Below are 21,238 nucleotides of genomic sequence, written 5' to 3'. Positions count from 1 at the left end.
TTACATATTTCCATATCTTGGTCCACCGCCTCCTTCTGGTGTAACCCAAGTTATGTTTTGAGAAGGTTCTTTAATATCGCAAGTTTTACAGTGAATACAATTTTGAGAGTTAATTACAAACTTATTAATATTATTTTCTTTCTGCACTTCATATACTCCAGCTGGACAATATCTTTGTGCAGGTTCGTCAAATTTTTCTAAAGTGTATTTAATTGGTAAATCAGGATCTTTAAGTTGCAAGTGGACAGGTTGATTGTCTGCATGATTAGTTCCTGTAAGATAAACTGAACTAGTTTTATCAAAAGTTATTACATTATCGTACTTTGGATAATCTATTTTGGGCATTTGACTAGCAGGTTTTAATGTTTCGTGATCCGCATGTTTATGTTTAAGAGTGAAAGGAAGTTTTCCTCTAAACATAATTTGATCAATGCCTGTAAAAATAATTCCCAAAATTAATCCCCAACTAAAACTAGGTTTTACATTTCGAGCTTCAAACAATTCTTTATATAACCAACTTTTTTTAAATTTATCTTCATAACTAGACAAATCTTTATTTTCTTTTAAGTGTTCATTAATAGTTTCAGCTGCAATCATTCCACTTTTCATTGCAGTATGAGAGCCTTTAATTTTAGGCATATTTAATGTACCAGCATCACATCCTACTAGTAAGGCACCTGGCATAAACATTTTAGGTAAACTTTGAAATCCTCCCTCGATTAATGCTCTTGCGCCATATGAAATTCTTTTTCCTCCCTTTATTATTTTTTTAATTGCTGGATGAGTTTTAAATCTTTGAAACTCGTCATATGGAGATAAATGTGGATTTTTGTAATCCAATCCTATTACATAGCCTAAAAACACTTGTTTATTTTCAGCGTGATACATAAAACTTCCACCATAAGTATTGTTATCAAGTGGCCATCCAGCAGTATGCATTACTAGTCCTTCTTCATGATTTTTTTCTTCTATTTCCCAAATTTCCTTAAAACCAATTCCATATTGCTGGGGATCTTTTCCTTTACTCAGTTCAAATTTTTGAATTAATTGTTTTCCAAGATGACCTCTGCAACCTTCAGCAAATACTGTTACTTTTCCTAAAAGCTCAATGCCTGGTTCAAAACTATCTTTTTTGTTGCCCTCTTTATCTATACCCATATCTTGGGTAGCTACTCCTTTAACATACCCGTCATCGTTGTATAAAATTTCACTTGCTGGGAAACCTGGAAAAATTTCTACACCCAAAGCTTCTGCTTGTTCAGCTAACCATCTACATAAGTTAGCTAAACTAATAATATAATTTTTATGATTTTGTTGAACTGCTGGCAAAAGCCAAGTTGGCCAACTTAAAGATTTTGTTTTTCCTAAAAATAAAAATTTTTCTTTTGTTACTTTTGTTTTAATTGGCGAATTAAGTTCTCTCCAATTAGGTAATAACTCATCTAGAGCTCTTGTTTCAAAAACATTCCCACTCAAAATATGAGCTCCTATTTCTGAAGCTTTTTCAAGCAAACAAACATTCAAATTTGAATCTAATTGTTTTAATTTAATTGCAGTCGCTAATCCTGATGGGCCGCCACCAATGATTACAACATCATATTCCATAGATTCTCTAGACATAATCTAGTTTTTAACTGTAAGGATTATTTTTGTATAGTGTTTAATTTGTTCAGCTCTTCCATGAACTGAGGCAAAGCTTCAAAGAGATCTGCTTCAAGACCATAATCAGCAACGCTAAAAATTGGGGCCTCACCATCTTTATTAATTGCAACTATAACTTTACTTTCTTTCATACCCGCTAAATGCTGAATTGCTCCTGATATTCCAACAGCTATGTATAAATCTGGCACAACAACTTTTCCGGTTTGCCCAACTTGATGATCATTGCTTATATAACCTGCATCAACTGCAGCTCTTGATGCTCCAATAGCTGCTCCAAGCTTATCAGCAATTTCAGTAATTAATTTAAAGTTATCTCCACTTTGCATTCCTCTTCCACCTGATACAACAATTCTAGCTGTACCAAGTTCAGGTCTATCAGATTTAATTTCTTCTCTTTTTACAAATTTTGTATTTGAAAATTCTTCTCCAGCATCAATTTTCTCAATTTGAGCTGAACCTCCTGAGCTTTCACAAGGATCAAATGAAGTTGGTCTAATAGTTACACATTTTTTTGCATCATTACTTTTAACTGTTGCAAAAGCATTTCCAGCATAAATTGGTCTAACAAAAGTATCAGATGATATTACTTTGATAATGTCGCTAACTTGTGAAGTATCAAGATGAGCTGCAATCCTTGGCATTAAATTTTTACCGAATGTATTTGCTGAACAAATAATATGAGAATAATTTTCTGCTAGTTTAACAACAACCGGAGCAAAATTTTCTGCAGTGAAATTTTCGTAATGTGCAGCCTCAACACTTAACACTTTTTTAATTACCGGAAGTTCAGATAGTTTTTTTGATGCCTCTGCACTATTATTTCCAATTATCACAGCGTGAACTTCGCTATCAATTTGTGAAGCAGCTGTAGCTGCATTTAATGTAAATGGTCTTAACTCTTTATTATTATGTTCTGCTATAAGTAAAACTGCCATTATATTACCTTTGCCTCATTTTTTAATTTTTGAACTAATTCTGCTACATTAGCAACTTTAATACCCGCTTTTCTTTTCGGTGGCTCTTCTACTTTAATTTGCTCTACTCTTGGAGAAGTATCAACACCTAGATCAGATGCAGAAATTTCTTCAATTGGTTTTTTCTTAGCCTTCATAATGTTTGGAAGAGAAGCGTATCTTGGTTCATTTAATCTTAAATCGCAAGTTACAATAGCAGGAACATTTATTTCAATTGTTTCAAGTCCCTCATCAATTTCTCTAGTAACTTCTAGCTTATTATCTTTTACATCAATCTTTGATGCAAAAGTTGCTTGTGGCCAATTTAATAATGCACTCAACATTTGACCTGTTTGATTACAATCATCATCAATTGCTTGTTTTCCCATAAAAACTAAATCTGGTTTTTCTTTTTCAACAACTTTTTGTAAAATTTTTGAAACAGCTAATGGCTCTAGTATTCCATCTGCTTTTACATGAATTCCTCTATCTGCTCCAACTGCTAAAGCCTTTCTAACAGTTTCTTGAGCTTTTTCTTCACCTACAGTTATTGCAACTACTTCAGTTGCCTTTCCTGCTTCTTTAATTTTTACTGCCTCTTCGATTGCATTATCATCTGGTGGATTAGTTGACATTTTTACATTGTCTGTAACTACACCAGTACCATCCTCTTTAACTCTGATTTGAACGTTGTAATCAATAACTCTTTTTACTGCTACTAAGATTTTCATTAAGCTCTCAACAAATTATTTTCTGAATCGTATGGACTTTCATCTAAAACGGTAGCGTCATACATTTCACCCAATATATCAACTTGTAATTTGTCGCCCACATTAGAACAATCAGGTTTTACCATTGCAAGAGCAATTGATTTATCTAATCTAAATCCAAACTCACCGCCTGTTGCTCTTCCAACAACTTTACCATCTTTAAATATAGGATTATTTCCTAGAACATCTGCATCTTTAGTATTGTGAACTTCTAAAGTTACTAATTTGTTATCAAAACCTTTTTCTCTCCATTTATTAAGTGCCTCTAAACCAATAAAGTTTCCTTTATTTGGATGAATAAATCTATCTAGTCCTGATTCATATGGAGAATATTCAATTGATAATTCTGTTCCTACTAATTTGTAAGATTTTTCAACTCTTAAACTATTCATTGCTCTGATACCGAATGGTTTAATCCCTAAATCTTTACCAGCTTCCATTAATTTATCAAAAATATGATTTTGATACTCGATTGGATGATGAAGTTCCCATCCCAGTTCACCAACGAAATTTACTCTCATGGCGTTAACTGGTGCATATCCTACATTCACATTTTTTGCTGTTAACCATTTAAAGTTATCATTAGAAAAATCATCTGTTGAAACTTTTTGCATTAGTTGTCTTGCTTTAGGTCCAGCTACTACCAACACACCTGTACTATTTGTTAAATCCTCAAAAATTACAGATCCGTCATCTGGCATCCATTTTTGAATCCAGTCATGATCTAATCTTAAATTTGCTCCAGCTGATACTAAATAGTAACTATTCTCTGCTTCTTTCATGATTGTAAATTCTGAATGCACACCACCTTTGGTATTTAATGCATGACATAGATTTATTCTTCCAATCTTTTTTGGAAGTTTGTTTGCAACTAAATAGTCTAAAAACTCTTCTGCTTTAGGTCCTCTTATTCTGCATTTTGCAAAAGCAGTCATATCTAAAAGACCAACATTTTCTTTTACGTTTTGACATTCCTTTTTAATTGCATGAAACCATTTTGATCTTCTAAACGACCAATCATCTTTTTGTTCCATTCCATCCGTTGCAAAAAAATTAGGTCTTTCCCATCCAAATTTTTGACCAAATACTGCTCCTAAATTTTTCATTCTTTCATAACATGGAGCTGTTCTTAAGGGTCTTGCTGCAGGTCTTTCTTCATCTGGATAGTGAACTATAAAAACATGACTATAAGCTTCTTCATTCTTAGCTTTTAAATATGATTTCGTTGCATAGTTTCCATATCGTCTTGGCTCAACTCCCAACATATCAATTGTTGGTTCACCATCTACAATCCATTCTGCAAGTTGCCAACCAGCACCACCTGCTGCAGTTATTCCAAAACTATGACCTTCATTAATCCAAAAATTCTTTAATCCCCAAGCAGGTCCAACAATTGGATTTCCATCAGGTGTATAACAAATTGCTCCATTATAAACTTTCTTAACCCCAACTTCTCCGAAAGCAGGAACTCTATGTATTGCTCCTTCAATATGTGGTGCTAATCTATCTAAATCTTCTTGGAATAGTTCGTATTCAGAATTCTTTGATGGTCCCTCTACATAACATGCTGGTGCACCATCTTCATAAGGTCCTAAAATTAATCCACCCGCTTCTTCTCTCATATACCATCTACTATCGCTATCTCTTAAAACACCCATTTCTGGTAAACCATCTTTTCTTCTTTTTTGAATAGCAGGATGTGGTTCAGTTACGATGTATTGATGTTCAACAGGAATAACTGGAATATCTAATCCAACCATTTCACCAGTTTGTCTTGCAAAATTTCCAGAACAAGAAATTACATGTTCACACTCTATTGATCCTTTATCTGTTTCAACAATCCATCCATCTTTTGTTTGTCTCATTGATAGAACAGTTGTGTTTCTATAAATCTCTGCTCCTCTATTTCTTGCACCGGTAGCTAAAGCTTGTGTTAAATCTGCTGGTTGGATATATCCATCTTCTGGGTGTTGAATTGCTCCAACTAAATCATCTGTATGACATAGAGGCCAAATTTCTTTTACTTGTTGTGGAGTTAAAAATTTTACATCTACTCCAATCGTTCGAGCGACACCTGCGTACTGATGGTACTCATCCATTCTATCTTTTGTACTTGCCAAACGAATATTTGAAACAACACTAAAGCCAACATTTTTTCCAGTTTCTTCTTCTAAAGTTTTATAAAGATTTACTGCATACTTATGTAGCTGACCTACAGAGTAACTCATATTAAATAACGGCAATAAACCTGCTGCATGCCAAGTTGAACCTGAGGTCAATTCTTTTCTCTCAACAAGAACTACATCAGACCAACCTTTTTTTGCTAAATGATAAAGAGCACTGACACCAACTACTCCACCACCAACTACTACGACTTTAGTTTTTGTTTTCATTTCGTGATTCCTACTAAATTTTTATTAGTAACGAAACAAAAATGTATCTGTGGATAATCAAATTGAGCTGCCGAGCGGAATTGGACTTGAGACCATTGTGGTCAACCAGCAATCTTTTAAAACTCCTTCGTCTGTATATTTTTCAACCTGCCAATTGAACTTATGATAAATTTTGTCCTTATCTAAAATGATGACCTCAAATTGGGCCCATTTGTCACTACTGCCTAGCTCTGTGATAGTGTGGCTTAGATGATTAATCATCATTTTATATGAGGCTCCTTTGATCATTCTCTTAAAATTACCTAGGGGACCTGTTACTTTTTTATTGTTAGGGTGAGCAAAGGTCCAGGTTTGCTCTATCCCTCTATCTTTATATTCTAAATCATTTTGTTTGAGACCATTAAGTTGAATTTCAACAACTTCTTTTGGAGTAATATTTTTGCTTGGGTTTATCAACTCTGAATATGAATAAACAGTAGTTAATAATAGAATTAATAAAGTGCTAAATATTATTCGCAGTTTTTCTAACATCTTCTAAGAACTCTTGTCTTTTTGAGTCGCTTACAAAAGGTACTGCAAAATATCTTCGATAGGTAATGTTATATATGCCACACATATGAAATACCCCTCTTTTAAGTCTTCTAATCGGTAAATTTAAAAAAAATGTAGTGATAGCTAGTCTTGGTGAACCATATGTGCAAAAAATTACCGCTTTCTTTTTTCTTAAATTACCAATTGGATAACCATAGTTTCCAACTAGTTGCTTAAATCTAAATGCCCATGGCGGTGCCAACACTTTATCAATCCATCCTTCAACAATTGCTGGCATTCTAAAATTCCATATTGGCGCAACTAATACAATTGTATCACACTCTTCTATTCTCTTACGATGATCTAAGACTTCAGCACTTGGGTCTTCTCCAGCAAATACAGGATCAAATTTTTCTTTGTATAAGTCTACAACGTCTACTTTGTTACCTTTTAATTCAGAGTGTTTGATAAATTCATTTTTAATTGCTGCGTTAAATGAATTTTCATTATAATGACCGTAAACTAGGAAAATTTTTTTCATAATTTTTAATTAACAAAAAAAACCAAAAAAACTATAAAATTATTGTTTATTCTGAGGTTTTGTACTTACTATTGTTAATTATATAGACAAATAAAATAGGCAAAATAAGTGTAAGTAAAGTTACAACAATTAACAATATCCCAAGCTCTGAATAATCAGCAGTAGTTTGAATTTCTCCTGAAACTTTATCTTTTACTTCTCTAGTAACTGTAAAAATTTGATTTAAATATTTTGTCCCTAAAGCACTTGCTGAAAGAGCTAAATTTGTAAAAGAAGCAAAAACTGCAAAAAAAGTTGCTTTAAGATGTGAAGGGGCATTTTTAGCAATCCAAGCTAATAAAGGTATCATTGATACCTGACCTAATGGAGACTCTAAAGCTGTATTTAGTATCGCTATAAATTTAGCATCAACTACACCACCTGTTATTGAAGCGGTCCAATTATGAAATCCATAATACATTCCAACACTTGGTAAAAATAAAATTGCACCAGCTATACTTAATACAACAATAATTTTTGCAATTGAGTTATTGGCCATAAAAGGTCTCAATAAAACAATTCCAGCCAATGTTAAAATTGATGCCAGTAAAGACAAAATTGAAAAAAATTGTTCATTAAAACCAAGTTCATCAATTTCAAACCACGTTAGACCAGGACCAGGACCTGGCATTGCTCTAAATATAAATATAATTACTGCAGTACCAACAATTGTTAACCTTAAATTTTCTGGCAACTCTTTGATGAGCTTAAACATCAAAAATAAAATTATGATAACTGAACCAATGAAAACAATTTCTTGTGCAAAAGGAACTTTGAACGATCCGATAGATAAAGTGAAAATAACAAAAATTAAGCTTCCTCCAAGGATCCACCAATTAATTTTTGTTTTCTCAGTTCCTCTTTCTACTTTAAATTCAAGTCCTTTAGATTTTAAATTTTGAATTTTCTTATTCCTTAAATATTTTGCTAAAAACACCCCTAAGATTGAAACAACTGGAATAACTAACGCATATAAATAAATTTTACCGTATAGAGCAATTTTAGCAGACTGTTCTAGGCTATCTACATCTCTAAATAAAATTACATTCACCAACGCAACTAAAACAGTGCCTCCAATAATTGCAAAACGACCAAGGGTTTGCATTGTTGTATGCATAATTTTAACTTGATCTTTACTGTAATCATTTCCACTCTCATCAGTTAGTGGGACAGCTTCAACAGTCATAGCATCAGCAACAACATCTTGAATTACATAACCAACAGGTGCTAAAATTACGCTAATCACAAACCAAGTTTCAACTGTGAAAATTTCAGACATGTCTTCTGTATGGATTATAAGTCCATACATAATCAGCAAACTTAAAGCGATTAAAGAAGCGCCAAAGTAAACCATATAATTTTTTCTATTCCATATAAGATCAACCAGGTGTCCTAAAGGCATTTTTAATGCCCATGGAATTCCAGCCCAAAACCCAAGTCCAGCTAAAAAAGCTGCAGATAAATTTAAGTAGTCTTTAACAAAAAAAGTTCCAACTATTCCAGTTAATCCAGAAATACCAGCCGCAACATAAACCATCAAAGGAGGCAAATAAGTCCATTTAAATTGTCGACCTAAATCTAAAAAAGTACTGTCTAAAAATTTTAAAACTTTATTCATAAAAATTATTTCTACTCATTATAAACAATTAAGAAAAATTATAAATTTATCTTGAGGAGCTTAAATTGAATGATTTAACTAAGTAAAATCCTACAAACATTGAAACAACAAAAGTTATTGAGTAAATATTCAATAAAGCAACAGAAGTTATAGCTGGACCAGGACATAATCCTCCTAATCCCCATCCAGCACCAAATAAAGCTGAACCTAATATTAACTGATTATTAATTGTTTTGTTATTTGAATAATTAAATTTCTCTGCAAGTAGTGGTTTTTCTTTTTTCTTAATTATATGAAACAAAGGAGATGAAACAGCCAAAGCTCCCATCATGACAAATGCAAGAGATGGATCCCAATTTCCAAATAAATCTAAAAAGCCTAATACTTTTGCTGGATTAACCATTTCAGATATCACTAAACCAATACCAAAGATTATACCTGAAATAAAGGAAGCTAATTTGTTCATAATAAATTTTTTATAAATACAGTTAATATTCCAACAATCATAAATGTAATTGTTGCAATAATTGATCTTAAAGAAAATCTTCCAATACCACTTATACCGTGGCCACTTGTACAGCCACCACTGATCCGTGTTCCGATTCCAACCAACAAACCCGCTGCTATCATCAAGACATAAGAATTAGAAATACTAATGTTAATTCCTCCTTTAGAAAATAAGGAATAAATAAATGGTGCAATAATTAATCCCAATAAGAATAATAAATTATCAAATTTATTTTCTTTTTCTGTTAACGCATTACTTGCGATACCACTTATTCCTACTAGACGACCGTTCAGTAAAAAAAATACCACTACTGCTAATCCAATTATCAATCCGCCAGTAAAGGCAGGAATTGGTGTAAAATTTACTATGTTCATAAAATTAATTACTCAAAACAGGAAAAGCTTGTCTTACTTTTAAAAAAAATTTTTGATATTCCATTTTAGTACATTTGTTTTCTACGTATTCTATATTATTTTTTTCTACAAGTGACTTAGCATTTTCGTCTCTTATTCCAAGTTGTAACCATAATACCTTAGCACCAATTTTCACAGAATCCTCAGCTATGCCATATGCTTCTTTAGAAGGTCTAAAAACATCTACAATGTCAATAGGATCTTTAATCTCTGTTATCGAAGCATACACTTCTTCACCTAAAATTTTTTTACCCTTAGCTGATGGGTTAACTGGATAAACTTTATATCCATACTCTTGCATATATTTCATAACAATAGTTGAAGGTTTTTTTAAATCATTACTAACACCAATCATCGCTATAGACTTGGAATTTTCTAAAATTCTCTTTATGTCACTCATTTAGTTATTTGTTTTCTTTTTTAATTTGTTCTTCGCAGAATTTTCTTGCTGCATTCAAATCAGTAATTTTAGTCTCAGATAATTTTTGACTTCCTGCAATACAAGCATCTACCGCTCTTTTAAAATTATGATCTTTAAAATTTAATACAAAGTACATTCCAAAAATAATAAATAAAATAATGAGTATATTTTTTTTATTCTTCATTATTATTTATGTTTCCAATTTGGTTGTCTTTTTTCTAAGAAGGCCGAGATGCCTTCTTTGGCATCCATTGCCATCATATTAACAGTCATCATTTTGCTAGTGTATGCATAAGCATTTCTGAGAGGCATTTCTAATTGCTTATAAAAAGCCTGTTTTCCGATTTTAATGGTCAAATTAGATTTCGATCCAATTTTTTTTGCTACTTTTAAAACTTCATCGTTTAATTTTGATTTAGAAAAATGATCATTTATTAAACCAATTTCTTTTGCATAATTTGCTTTAATAGGTTCTCCTGTTAAAAGCATCTCCATCATTGGTTTACGATTAATTTTTCTACTAACCGCCACCATTGGTGTGCTGCAAAACAATCCAATATTTACACCAGGTGTTGCGAATAAAGCGTCTTTGGTGCTATATGCGAGATCACAACTTGCAACTAACTGACAGCCTGCTGCAAAAGCTGCCCCATGAACCTTTGCAATAACTGGTTTTTTTCCTTCAACAATTTGCAACATAACCTTAGAACAAAGATTAAATAACTTTTGATATTTATCTTTTTTTTTCAGACTTCTGACTTCTTTTAGATTATGGCCAGCACTAAATCCTTTTCCTGCGCCCTCTATGATTATTACTTTAGTTTTTTTATCAGCATCTAATTTTTTTAATGATTTTAATAAATCGGAAAGATTTTTAAATGAAAGAGAATTATATGTTTTTGGTTCATCAATTATTATTGATGAAATCTCAGAATTAATTCTCTTTATTTTAATATTACTTGTCATTTAATCAGTTAATCCATCGGATCTAGCCTGATTTCTTTCTATATGAATTGGTAAAACTTTACCATAAATTGCTTTTGAGTGTTCTGGGGTATTTACTCTATAAGGATCTAAGACATAAGCAGGAATACACATATATCTAGATTTTTGACCTTCTACTTTTGTTACTCTATGCAAAGTAAATCTTCCTTTAAAAATTTGAAGATCCCCTGGTTCTAATTTAAGCTGTCTTACTCTTGATCGATCTCCTTCTAAAACTTTTTTAACCTCATCAAAATTTTCGTTACCTGGTGCTCTAATATTTGGACAATATTCAAAAACACCTCCTTTTTCAGGTTTCTGTATCATCAAACTTAAAGTGAATTCACAACTATCAAAATGCCAAGGAAGAATTCCATCTGGCTTCATAACATTGTACGCATGACAAGCCAAAGGGTCTGCCCATCTATAAATAGGGGAAATACCTAAACATGCAGAAACAAATTTTAAAAGTTCTTCTGTTTCATAAAGATATTTCATTTCTGAATTTTTTGGAAAGCAATCTGAATTTAAATATCCATTATACCTTTCCATAAAATTTCTCTTTGGGTGTTTTTCAGGTAAACTTGGATCATCTTTAGCATAAAGATATGCATTGATGCTTTCTTTAGACATATAAACTTCATCAAGTTGTTTTTCTAATTCTGAATTCATTACCTCTAAAGATTTAGGTAAAATAAAATTTGGAATAGTTGAACAACTATATTGGTCTAATTCTTCCTTACATTTTTTTACTAAATTTTTAATGATTGGAGAATTTAAATCGTGAATAGGATATTTTTTTAAATCGACAATATTATTTAATCTATCATTCATTAAAGGTTATTTTAATTTACCCTCTTCTCTCATTTGAGCTCTAATTTTAGTAGCTGAAATTTTTTGAGTTTCTTCATCTAAAACTATTTCCTCAATTTTGTAACCAACACCTCTTCCGTAACAAATATTTGTAATATTAGGAACTAACATAATTTTAAATTGACCTTCAAATTCAGGATTTAATCTTTCTTCAATATTTTTTTTTACAGTTTCAAAATCAAATGGATTATCATCCACTCCTTGTACATCTCTTATTTGAATACAAACTTGTCCTGTTTTTTTAATTATTTCTTTAAACAGTTTATAATGCCCGTCGTGAAAGGGTTGCCATCTTCCTAACATTTGCGCTGTAGGTTTTTTATTATCCCATTGATATGTCATTTTTTAATCTCCTCAATTATTAACGGTGCCCATTTCTTAGCATCCTGAGTTGTTACATGGTAGTCAAAGTTTTTTGGATTAACAAACATTTGGTTAGTATCTTCAAATCTACCTTTTTTTATTGTATCTACCCAAATTCTAAAATCTGCTGGAAACAAGCTTCTTGCCTCTGGTGTAGGAGCAACAAAGTCTGCAATTACATAATGACCCTCAGCTTTTAATTTTAGAGCAAATTCAGCCATTCTTTTAGCTTGCCTTACTCTACCTTCCTCTGAAAAATCCCAATCATCAGCTTCTTTTCTAACTTCATCAGCATTTAATCTTTTAGCATTTAAATGAGGTGCCATTTCATTTGCTAAAGTTGTTTTACCTGCACCAGGTAATCCCATTACTAAAATAATTTTCATTAAATATCTTCTAACGGATGATGGGACATTAATTCAAGTCCATTTTCACCAATTAGGTATTGTTGCTCAAGCTTAACACCTTCTTTACCACCCACTTTACCTATATAGCTCTCAACTGTTATTGTCATATTTTTTTGAAACGTTCCACTACGTTCACCACCATCTGTTGGATATCTAATCGCAGGCCACTCATCGCAAAGACCTATTCCATGTACCATTACAGAGTATCTATTAGGGTAGTAATCTTCAGGTAAAACCCATGATTTATCTGTGAATTCTTTAAAAGATAAACCATCTTTAATTAGTCTTGAATTGTAATCTATTTGTTCAACAGCCATTGAATATAATTTTTTTTGTTCCTCATTAAATTTATTACCAACTACAAATGCTCTAGAAATATCCGCACAGTATCCATAGGGTCCTACCATGTCTGTATCAAAAGCAACTAGTTCACCATCTTGAATAACTTTGTTTCCACATTCTTGCATCCAAGGATTTGTTCTTTCTCCTGATGCTAACAATCTACACTCAATCCATTCACCATAATTTTCTATATTTGTTTGATGAAGAATTGACCATAATTCGTTTTCTGTCATTCCTGGTTTTAATTGTTCTCTCATTTTTACAATACCCATTTCAGCAACATCTATTGCTGATCTCATACATTTAATTTCTTCAGATGATTTAATTACTCTTGCTTGTTCTAAAATTAATTTAGCATCAACCACTTGAATTTGTTCTTTATTTAACGCAGAAACTGCAGGACCGTTTAAAACATCAATGGCAATTTTCTTTGATTTAAAATATGATTTAGATAAATCTTTAACTTCATTAATCCATTTTTTTAATTGCTCTTCAGATTGATCTCCGTTACTAAAATAGTCCCAAGTTATTGCTGGTCTCAACTCATCTATAAGATGAAGATGCTCAGATAACTTTTCGCAATTAAAATATTCATAAAGAATTACTGGACCATTAACTGGAACAAAACAATACCTTGTTAAGTTGTGCATATTATAAACACTCATGTTTACTGTGTCTAATGCATATCGAACATTTACTGGATCAAATAAAAAGCAAGCTTCTAAATTATTTTTTTCTAATTCTTTTCTAACTCTATCTAAACGATAAGATCTCAGTTTATCAAAATCTATTTCATCTTCTCTTAATCTTTTTTTAGTAATAAAATTTTGTTTTGGTTTAAATTCTGGAGTTATTTTTCTACTAAATCTCATTTTGTAACTTTATAAATTCCTAACCATGCGTTTACATTTTTACTGGCAATGTAATCTGATTTAAAGAATTCTTTTTCTTCCCACAATTTGTTCTGTTTAAATTGATCTATTTTAGTATCAAAATTATATTTCTTAAAAATACCCTCATTTATAGTGAAGCCTATATAGCCACCTGATTTAGTAATTCTTAAAAACTCATCTAAAGCATTATTTTTGACATGACCAAATGTGAAGGTTCCAACACATAACACACTATCATAAGTATTATCTGCTTCGGGAATCTCTTTGTTTAAATCTAATTTACTTAATTTTTTGTAAAGATTTTTTGGAACTGAATTTAAAAGATCTTGAGATAAATCTATTCCATGAAAATTATTAAATCCAAATTTCTCTAATTCTTGTGCAACTAAGCCAGTACCACAACCCGCATCGAGTATTAATGCATTTTTATTTTGCTGATGTTTTTTAAATGCTGCAGCTGTTTCTTTTGGACCTGTATAGTTCCAATCAATCATGTCTTTATTATATTTGTTATTTTCAGCCCAATCTGCGTAATAATTCATCACGTCTTCTGTTTTATCTAATTTATAAATGTTTAAATTTTTAGATACGTCTTTATCTTGATCAGACATTAACTTCTCATTTTTTGACCACTTGGATCATAAAGTGGTTCTTTAATTATTGAGCAATTAAATAAATCTCCATTTATCTCTACTTGAACTTTATTTTCGGATTTAATTTTATCCTGATCAATAAAAGTAAAAGCGACACTCTTATTTACAAAATGTGCAAAACCACCTGAAGTAACATAACCTATACTTTGATCTCCATTCATAACAGCTTCATTATTTGTTACATCAATATCATTAGTTTCAACAATTAAAGGTGTAAGTTTATGTGAAGAGTTTTCATTTTGTGCACTCTCTTTACCTATAAATTCTTTATCCCAATTGATAAAAGCATCTAATCCTGTTTCTTTAGGAGTAAAATCTGGTCTATAATCTAATGTCCATGCTCCCCAATTTTTCTCAAGCCTCATAGACATTAATGCTCTTCCACCAAAGGGTTTAATATTAAATTCTTTTCCAGCTTCCATTAGTTCTTCAAATAATTTTAATTGATAATGAGGTGCTACATATATTTCGTAACCAAGCTCTCCGGTAAATGAAATTCTATTTACTAATGCAGGAACTCCTCCAACAAACATTCTTCTAGAATCTCTAAATTTAAATTTTTCATTTGAAACATCGTCTCTTACAATTTTTTCTAAAACTTTCCTTGAGTTAGGTCCTGCAATTGATAATCCATGAAACTCATCAGATCTATTTTTATAATTTAAATTAAATTTATCTAAGTGACTTTCAAACCAACGTCTATGCATTTCTTGAGCAGCACCAGAACCAAATACCATGAATTCATTTTCATCTAAACAAGCAACTGTTAAATCTCCACACAATTTCCCCCTATAAGATAACATTGGTGATAAAGATATTCTTCCAGGTTTAGGAAGTCTTCCAGCCATTATATGATCTAAAAATTTTCTCGCATCTGGGCCTTTGAATTCATGTTTTGAAAAATTTGCAACTTCTATCAAGCCAACATTCTCTCTTACATTAATAACTTCCTTTGAAACATAATCATGCGATCTTGATCTTTTTATCGTTGGTTCTTCATTAGCATCTTCTTTATTATTTGCAAACCACAAAACATTTTCTAATCCAAAACTATCTCCCATCACAGCTCCTTGATTAACAAAACGATCATAAAGTGCTGTAGTTTTTTGTTTTCTTCCTTTTGGTAAAGTTTCATTAGGAAACGTCATAATAAATCTTCGTTCATAATTTTCTGATGATTTTATTGTTCCATATTGAGGGGATGCATAATCTCCAAATCTTGCAACATCCATTGCCCAAACATCAATAGAAGGTTCACCATCAATAATCCATTCAGCAATACATTTTCCCACACCACCCCCTTGACAAAATCCAGCCATCACACCAACTGCAACCCAATAATTTTTCATTCCTGGTACTGGACCAATAAGAGGACTCCCGTCTGGACCAAAAGTAAATGGTCCATTAACTATATTTTTTATTCCTGCCCGTTCTAATGCTGGCATTCTCTCAAACCCAATTGCTAATCGATCTTCAATATTATCTAATTTTGGCTCCAATAACTCATGTCCAAAATTCATTGGTGTGCCTTCAACTTTCCAAGGAGTTGATTTTGGCTCATAAGTTCCAAGCAACATTCCTTTACCTTCTTGTCTAAAATAAATATTTCCCTCAAAATCTGTTCCGATAGGCAGTCTTTGATCACCCATCGCTTCAATTTCTGGAATAGGTTCAGTGATTAAATAGTGGTGTTCCATTGGCTGAACTGGAAGATTTAATCCTGCTAATTTACCAACTTCTCTTGCCCATAAACCACCCGCATTAATTACTATTTCAGCATTAATGTTTCCTTTTTCAGTAAATACATCCCAGGTTCCATCTTCTTTTTGTTTTGTGTCTTTTACGACAGTGTGAGTGTAATATTTTCCACCATGAACTTTTGCAGCTTTTGCAAAAGCATAAGTAACTCCTGATGGATCAACTTCACCATCAATAGGATCCCATAATGCTAACAAGTATCTAGAAGGATCAATTAACGGATGTTTCTTTTTTACTTCTTCTAAAGAAATAAATTCTTGGTCTAGCCCCATGTATCTTGCTTTTGATCTTTCTCTCTTTAAATAATCAGCCCACACTTCATTTGAAGCTAAATAAAAACCTCCACTAGGTTTAAATCCTGTTGAATGACCAGACTCTTTTTCAATCTCTTTATATAAACCAATTGTGTAAGCCATCATCCGAGAGATGTTTGGGTCAGAAGAAATTACATGAACATTTCCGGCAGCATGCCATGAAGAACCTGATGTGAGTTCATTTCTTTCAAGTAAAATACAATCTTTTAATCCAAATTTTGATAAATGGTAAAGAATAGAACATCCAACTACGCCACCACCTATGATTACAACTTTGGCATGTTTTTCCATTAATATTTAATTTCCTTATTTACTTTTTTTAAAGATTTATCAGTACCATGATGAAAATGTTTACTCATATCTGGCATGTATTTCATTGAAATTGGTTTTTTACCAATTGCAACAGACATTTCTCTAACATGATGAGCTTCGGCACCACAACAAATCCCAATAAAATTTATTTTATTTTCAACACACTCTTTTGCAAATTCTGCCATTTCAAATCTGTTACAAAATAAATTATCTAAAGCTACGGGAAATGCATTCCCACCAGGAATACAATCACAACCATGATCAGTAATATTTAAAAAACCAGGTTCTTTCTCAGTAGTTCTGTATGGAACTGGAAGCCCTGATACGTGACAAGAAACTTTGTCTCTAACTTTTTTTAAAAGTTTCATTGTCATCTCTGGTCCTCTATAACAATTTAGACCAACTACATCGGCGCCTAGATCTTCCATCATCTTACATGCATCTTCAGCACTATGTCCTTCTCTCGTTTTATCGCCTCTAGGAATTGCAAAATTACAAACTGCAATCAGCCCAGCGTCTTTGATTGCTTTCAAAGCAATTTTCATTTCATCAGTCCAACTAATTGTTTCGGCAATAACAAAATCAACTCCAGCCTCTTTTGCCCAAGCAACTTGTTCTTCATACATTTGTTGACATTGTTTGTGGGTATTAGGATCACCAGGATCAAATACGTTTGTGTTTGCAACATCTCCACAAACCATCAAATCTAAATCTTTAAATTCAGCTGCAGCGTCTTTTGCAATTTTAAGAGCGCCTTTTTGCATTGGTTCTAACAAATGTTCTTTACCAATTATTCTTAGTTTTTCTCTATGACCATAATAAGTAAATGCCTGAACTACATCTGAACCAGCTCTGATAAACTCTCTGTGTAATTGAGTTACTACTTCAGGATGCTCCAACACAACCTCAGGAACAAATGGACCTGCTGAAAGATAACCTCTTCTTTCCATTGCAAAAAGGTATCCTTCTGCACACATGATAGGACCCTCATTTAACCTTGTAATTAAATCTTTTTTCATAATTTATCCTTTCATTTTGTTAAATTTGTTGCAACCCATTTGTGAAACATCAAAGTAGGCGTATCCATTACAGGCGAAAAATTTCCACCATTGTAAGCCGGTGAACTTCGCCCTTTTTGCATTCCTTCTATTGCAGTTACATCTTCATTCATAACTTCGCGCCAAAATGCAAAATTTTTTTCTCGTATACCTTTAAACTCATCACTCGAAGCACTTTCATCTCCGATATAATATAATTCAAAGTGTTCTTTTGTTTGATTGTTTGAAATTGGTTCTAACCAAAACGCATAAAAATGGTCAATATGAATTCCTAGCATTACATTTGGATATAATGATACATATTCTGACTTTTCAGAAAGTTCTGCCGGCCAATTTGGAAAACATTTAAATTTTATATTTCCATCAAACTGTTGTGAATATTTATCACTTCCTTGTCCAGAAAAATTAAAATTTTCATCTTCAATATGATAATGATCTGCAATATTTGAAACTCTATTTAATTCTGGATGTATCCATGGCAAATGATAGCTTTCACAATAATTCTCAATAGCAAATTTCCAATTACTTTTTACTTTCATATTAAAGTAACCATTGTCAGAAGCATGTCTTATTAATTGCTGATCTTTTTTAGAAATAAATTTAGACCATCTATCTTCTAAAGGTTTAATAAATTCTTCAAATGGTTTTGCATTAAAATTAATATTAATAAAAATTAAATCCATCCAAACTTTTGATTTAATTTCTTTTAAGTTGCTATTATTTTTATCAAACCCTTCTACATCATGCTTCCCTAGTCCTCCTATATGAGGAGTAACAGTTAATTTACCATTAAAATCATAAGACCATGAATGATAAGGACATCTTATTACATTTTTTAATTTACATTCTTGGTCTACTAATTTGAAACCTCTGTGACTACAAACATTGTGAAAAACTTTTATCTCATTCTCTTTGTTTCTAACTATTAATATTGGAATATCTAAAAGATTAAAAGGCTTTGCATCACCAGGATTTGGAACAGAGCTTGCAACACCAACCATCGTCCAATTATTTTTAAAAACTTTTTCTTTTTCAAATTCTAAATAATCGTCATTCAAATAGCACTCATTAGGTAATCCGTGAGCTTTCTCTATAGGATTTTTAACAACTTCTATTTTTTTAGGATCTAAGATGTCTGATAATTTTTTATTTAAATTCATAAACCTCCTTTAATTAATTAATTAAAAAATTAATTTAGGGTTTAAAAATTACGACTCTCTAATAATGATTTGCTGAAAAACTGTTTTGCAATTTAAAATATAAACAAACTCTTTGAAAAAAAAATTTGCAGAAAATTTCATGTTAAAACCATAACTAAATTTATTGCATAGTTAAAGACAATTTGACTTCAACTCATAATTGAATTTAATTTGCAATATTTCTCTCAATATGTTCAACTTGATTTTTAAATGAATCAAATATTGGGAGATATAATGAAAATTAAAAGAATACTTCTTTCCCTAGCCGTTGTTTTTGGTCTTACTTCTTTTGGAAGTGTAGCTAATGCTGCTTGTGGAAATATTACTATCGCTAATATGAACTGGGCCTCAGCAAACTTTATGGCTGAAGTTGATAAAATTATATTAGAAGAAGGTTATGGATGTTCTGTAGAATTGGTGCCAGGTGCAACAATGCCTACTTTTACGTCTATGCAAGAAAAAGGTGAGCCAGATGTTGCTCCAGAATTTTGGGCTAACGCTGCAATAGTTGCTTTGAACAAAGCTGTTGATGAAGGCAAAATGCATTCCATTAATACAGCTCCAATCACTGGTTTAGGTGAAGGATGGTGGGTATTACCTGCTACTCTAGAAAAAAATCCTGAACTAACAACAGCTGCTGCAATTTTAGAAAGACCTGATCTATTCCCTCATCCTGAAGATCCTTCAAAAGGTGGCTTCCACATTTGTCCTCCAGGTTGGGCTTGTGAATTAATTAACAAGCAACACTTTAAAGCTTGGGGTATGGAGGAAAAAGGTTGGGCAATTGTTGAAACTGGTTCTGCTGCAGGACTTGATGGTTCAATTGCTAAAGCTGCTGAAAGAGGAGAAAACTGGTTTGGTTATTACTGGTCACCAACTTCTTTAGTAGGAAAATACAATCTTCAGTCAGTTGACATGGGAGAATGGGGTGGAAAAGAGAATTGGGATAATTGTCTTGTAAAACCTGAACAAGAATGTGGTACTCCTAAAAAATCTTCATGGGTAAAATCTGAAGTATTTACTATCGCTACCGACAACTACAAAAAAACTGCTGGTGCAGAAGGTATGAGTTACTTGGAAAAAAGAACTTACCCAGGCCCAGTTATGAACTCGATGTTGGTATGGATGGGAGAAAACCAAGCTGAAGGTGCAGATGCTGCAATTGAATTCCTTAAAACACAAGAAGGTGTTTGGTCTAAATGGGTTTCAAGTGATGCTGCTGCAAAAATAAAAAAAGCACTTTAATTAAATAAAATTATCGAACCCGTTGTAAAACGGGTTCGATTTAAATAAAAAGAATTTATGGATTTCTTTAGTAAAATACCAGTAATGGACAGAGTAGCTCTTAGAGAGCTTAAAAAAGGAATCGACTTTAGTTTTAAGGAATTTTCAAGAGCTTATGGAGAAGGTATCGAAAGTTTTTTTGATCCCTTATTATATTTTTTAATCTGGCTAGAAAAATTATTAATAAATAGTCCTTGGCCTATAGTAATAGGTATATTTGCATTGCTAGCTTGGATTGGATCTAGAAGTATAAAATTAACCATAGGTACAGTGGTATGCTTTTTAATTATTGGTTATTTTGGGATGTGGAAAAATTGCATGGCAACTGTAGCCATAATATCTGTATCTACGCTTGTTTGCATAGCGGTTGGAATTCCAATTGGTGTTGTTATGTCTAAATCTCAAAGAGCAGAAAAAGCGATCTTGCCCATATTAGATATGATGCAAACTATACCTAGTTTTGTTTACTTAATTCCAATTATTATGTTGCTCGGTATAGGAAAAGTTCCAGGGCTTTTAGCAGTTTGTATTTATGCTTTACCTCCAATTGTAAGACTAACAAATCTGGGGATCAGAGAAGTAGATAAAGAAACTTTAGAAGCAAGTGAGGCATTTGGAGCAACTCCAATGCAGAAACTTAAATCAGTTCAAATTCCGTTGTCGCTTCCAACAATCTTTGCTGGAATTAACCAAACGATTATGATGGCTTTAGCAATGGTTGTGATTGCATCTATGATAGGTGTAAAAGGTCTTGGAGTGCCTATTTTACAAGCAATTTCTAACCAATATTTGGCATTAGGAATGATGAATGGTTTAGCTATCGTAGCCTTAGCAATTATCTTCGACAGGGTTACTCAGCAGTACGGACAAAGAATTCAAAAGCACAGAGGTCAGCTTAAGAAGTAATTTTAGCGCAAACGAATTTTCTAGACTCATATTTCAAAATCAA

General features: G+C 32.2%; 22 protein-coding genes. 2 read left to right on the top strand and 20 right to left on the bottom strand.

The genetic code is table 11. From position 1 onward, the window contains the following. From ACTTA5_RS02385 to ACTTA5_RS02290, 20 genes are read right to left on the bottom strand one after another with little or no spacing between them, the layout of a single operon-like run. Positions 1 to 1,620, bottom strand: a complete 1,620-nt coding sequence (locus tag ACTTA5_RS02385) for an electron transfer flavoprotein-ubiquinone oxidoreductase (RefSeq protein WP_440647600.1) — start codon at positions 1,618 to 1,620, stop codon at positions 1 to 3. Between the two features lie 23 nt (positions 1,621 to 1,643). Then, entirely contained in the window at positions 1,644 to 2,597 is a 954-nt protein-coding gene (locus ACTTA5_RS02380; RefSeq protein WP_440647598.1) for an electron transfer flavoprotein subunit alpha/FixB family protein, read from the bottom strand. Continuing rightward, positions 2,597 to 3,346 carry an electron transfer flavoprotein subunit beta/FixA family protein gene (locus ACTTA5_RS02375; RefSeq protein WP_440647596.1) on the bottom strand — a complete coding sequence of 250 codons (750 nt, stop codon included), beginning with the start codon at positions 3,344 to 3,346 and terminating at the stop codon, positions 2,597 to 2,599. Before ACTTA5_RS02375 ends, ACTTA5_RS02380 begins: the two co-directional genes overlap by 1 nt. Then, on the bottom strand, positions 3,346 to 5,778 hold the full coding sequence (locus ACTTA5_RS02370; protein WP_440647594.1) for a GcvT family protein: 2,433 nt from the start codon (positions 5,776 to 5,778) through the stop codon (positions 3,346 to 3,348). Before ACTTA5_RS02370 ends, ACTTA5_RS02375 begins: the two co-directional genes overlap by 1 nt. Positions 5,779 to 5,835: 57 nt before the next feature. After that, positions 5,836 to 6,309, bottom strand: coding sequence for a hypothetical protein (locus tag ACTTA5_RS02365; RefSeq protein WP_440647592.1), 474 nt, complete (start codon positions 6,307 to 6,309; stop codon positions 5,836 to 5,838). Further along, on the bottom strand, positions 6,281 to 6,850 hold the full coding sequence (locus tag ACTTA5_RS02360; RefSeq protein WP_440633576.1) for an NAD(P)H-dependent oxidoreductase: 570 nt from the start codon (positions 6,848 to 6,850) through the stop codon (positions 6,281 to 6,283). Before ACTTA5_RS02360 ends, ACTTA5_RS02365 begins: the two co-directional genes overlap by 29 nt. 46 nt (positions 6,851 to 6,896) lie before the next feature. Next, positions 6,897 to 8,507: a hypothetical protein gene (locus ACTTA5_RS02355; protein WP_440647590.1), complete on the bottom strand. Its 1,611-nt coding sequence runs from the start codon at positions 8,505 to 8,507 to the stop codon at positions 6,897 to 6,899. 46 nt (positions 8,508 to 8,553) lie between these two features. Then, a complete protein-coding gene (locus ACTTA5_RS02350; protein ID WP_440647588.1) occupies positions 8,554 to 8,973 on the bottom strand; it encodes a DUF6691 family protein in 420 nt (139 codons plus the stop codon). Further along, positions 8,970 to 9,389: a YeeE/YedE family protein gene (locus tag ACTTA5_RS02345; RefSeq protein WP_440647586.1), complete on the bottom strand. Its 420-nt coding sequence runs from the start codon at positions 9,387 to 9,389 to the stop codon at positions 8,970 to 8,972. Before ACTTA5_RS02345 ends, ACTTA5_RS02350 begins: the two co-directional genes overlap by 4 nt. A 4-nt stretch (positions 9,390 to 9,393) precedes the next feature. After that, complete coding sequence (locus ACTTA5_RS02340) at positions 9,394 to 9,828, bottom strand: CoA-binding protein (protein ID WP_440647584.1); 435 nt, start codon at positions 9,826 to 9,828, stop codon at positions 9,394 to 9,396. A gap of 4 nt (positions 9,829 to 9,832) precedes the next feature. After that, positions 9,833 to 10,033, bottom strand: a complete 201-nt coding sequence (locus ACTTA5_RS02335; RefSeq protein WP_440647582.1) for a hypothetical protein — start codon at positions 10,031 to 10,033, stop codon at positions 9,833 to 9,835. A gap of 2 nt (positions 10,034 to 10,035) precedes the next feature. Continuing rightward, on the bottom strand, positions 10,036 to 10,815 hold the full coding sequence (locus ACTTA5_RS02330; RefSeq protein ID WP_440647580.1) for an enoyl-CoA hydratase: 780 nt from the start codon (positions 10,813 to 10,815) through the stop codon (positions 10,036 to 10,038). Then, positions 10,816 to 11,667, bottom strand: coding sequence for a HalD/BesD family halogenase (locus ACTTA5_RS02325; protein WP_440647578.1), 852 nt, complete (start codon positions 11,665 to 11,667; stop codon positions 10,816 to 10,818). 6 nt (positions 11,668 to 11,673) lie between these two features. Next, positions 11,674 to 12,048, bottom strand: coding sequence for a cytidyltransferase (locus tag ACTTA5_RS02320; RefSeq protein WP_075506148.1), 375 nt, complete (start codon positions 12,046 to 12,048; stop codon positions 11,674 to 11,676). Then, a complete protein-coding gene (locus tag ACTTA5_RS02315) occupies positions 12,045 to 12,455 on the bottom strand; it encodes an AAA family ATPase (RefSeq protein ID WP_440647576.1) in 411 nt (136 codons plus the stop codon). The genes ACTTA5_RS02320 and ACTTA5_RS02315 overlap by 4 nt, the downstream gene beginning before the upstream one ends. After that, complete coding sequence (locus ACTTA5_RS02310) at positions 12,455 to 13,690, bottom strand: M24 family metallopeptidase (protein WP_440647574.1); 1,236 nt, start codon at positions 13,688 to 13,690, stop codon at positions 12,455 to 12,457. Before ACTTA5_RS02310 ends, ACTTA5_RS02315 begins: the two co-directional genes overlap by 1 nt. Next, on the bottom strand, positions 13,687 to 14,322 hold the full coding sequence (locus ACTTA5_RS02305) for a class I SAM-dependent DNA methyltransferase (RefSeq protein ID WP_440647572.1): 636 nt from the start codon (positions 14,320 to 14,322) through the stop codon (positions 13,687 to 13,689). Before ACTTA5_RS02305 ends, ACTTA5_RS02310 begins: the two co-directional genes overlap by 4 nt. Further along, a complete protein-coding gene (locus ACTTA5_RS02300) occupies positions 14,322 to 16,727 on the bottom strand; it encodes a GcvT family protein (RefSeq protein ID WP_440647570.1) in 2,406 nt (801 codons plus the stop codon). The genes ACTTA5_RS02305 and ACTTA5_RS02300 overlap by 1 nt, the downstream gene beginning before the upstream one ends. Then, positions 16,727 to 17,767 carry a homocysteine S-methyltransferase family protein gene (locus ACTTA5_RS02295; protein WP_440647569.1) on the bottom strand — a complete coding sequence of 347 codons (1,041 nt, stop codon included), beginning with the start codon at positions 17,765 to 17,767 and terminating at the stop codon, positions 16,727 to 16,729. The genes ACTTA5_RS02300 and ACTTA5_RS02295 overlap by 1 nt, the downstream gene beginning before the upstream one ends. An 11-nt stretch (positions 17,768 to 17,778) precedes the next feature. Continuing rightward, positions 17,779 to 18,966 (bottom strand): aromatic ring-hydroxylating oxygenase subunit alpha, encoded by a 1,188-nt coding sequence (locus tag ACTTA5_RS02290; protein WP_440647567.1) that lies wholly within the window; start codon positions 18,964 to 18,966, stop codon positions 17,779 to 17,781. Positions 18,967 to 19,239: 273 nt separating this feature from the next. Here ACTTA5_RS02290 and ACTTA5_RS02285 point away from each other — a divergent pair, with 273 nt between their 5' ends. Both ACTTA5_RS02285 and ACTTA5_RS02280 read left to right on the top strand, forming a co-directional pair. Continuing rightward, positions 19,240 to 20,250: a glycine betaine ABC transporter substrate-binding protein gene (locus ACTTA5_RS02285; protein WP_440647566.1), complete on the top strand. Its 1,011-nt coding sequence runs from the start codon at positions 19,240 to 19,242 to the stop codon at positions 20,248 to 20,250. A 57-nt stretch (positions 20,251 to 20,307) separates the two neighbouring features. Next, positions 20,308 to 21,195: an ABC transporter permease gene (locus ACTTA5_RS02280; RefSeq protein ID WP_440618189.1), complete on the top strand. Its 888-nt coding sequence runs from the start codon at positions 20,308 to 20,310 to the stop codon at positions 21,193 to 21,195. Positions 21,196 to 21,238: the final 43 nt, after the last annotated feature.

Origin of the sequence: Candidatus Pelagibacter sp. HIMB1521, from assembly GCF_052047875.1 — a bacterium.
Lineage (GTDB): Bacteria > Pseudomonadota > Alphaproteobacteria > Pelagibacterales > Pelagibacteraceae > Pelagibacter.
The sequence above is the reverse complement of the archived record's forward strand: the minus strand, read 5'-3'. Positions and strand labels throughout refer to the sequence as shown.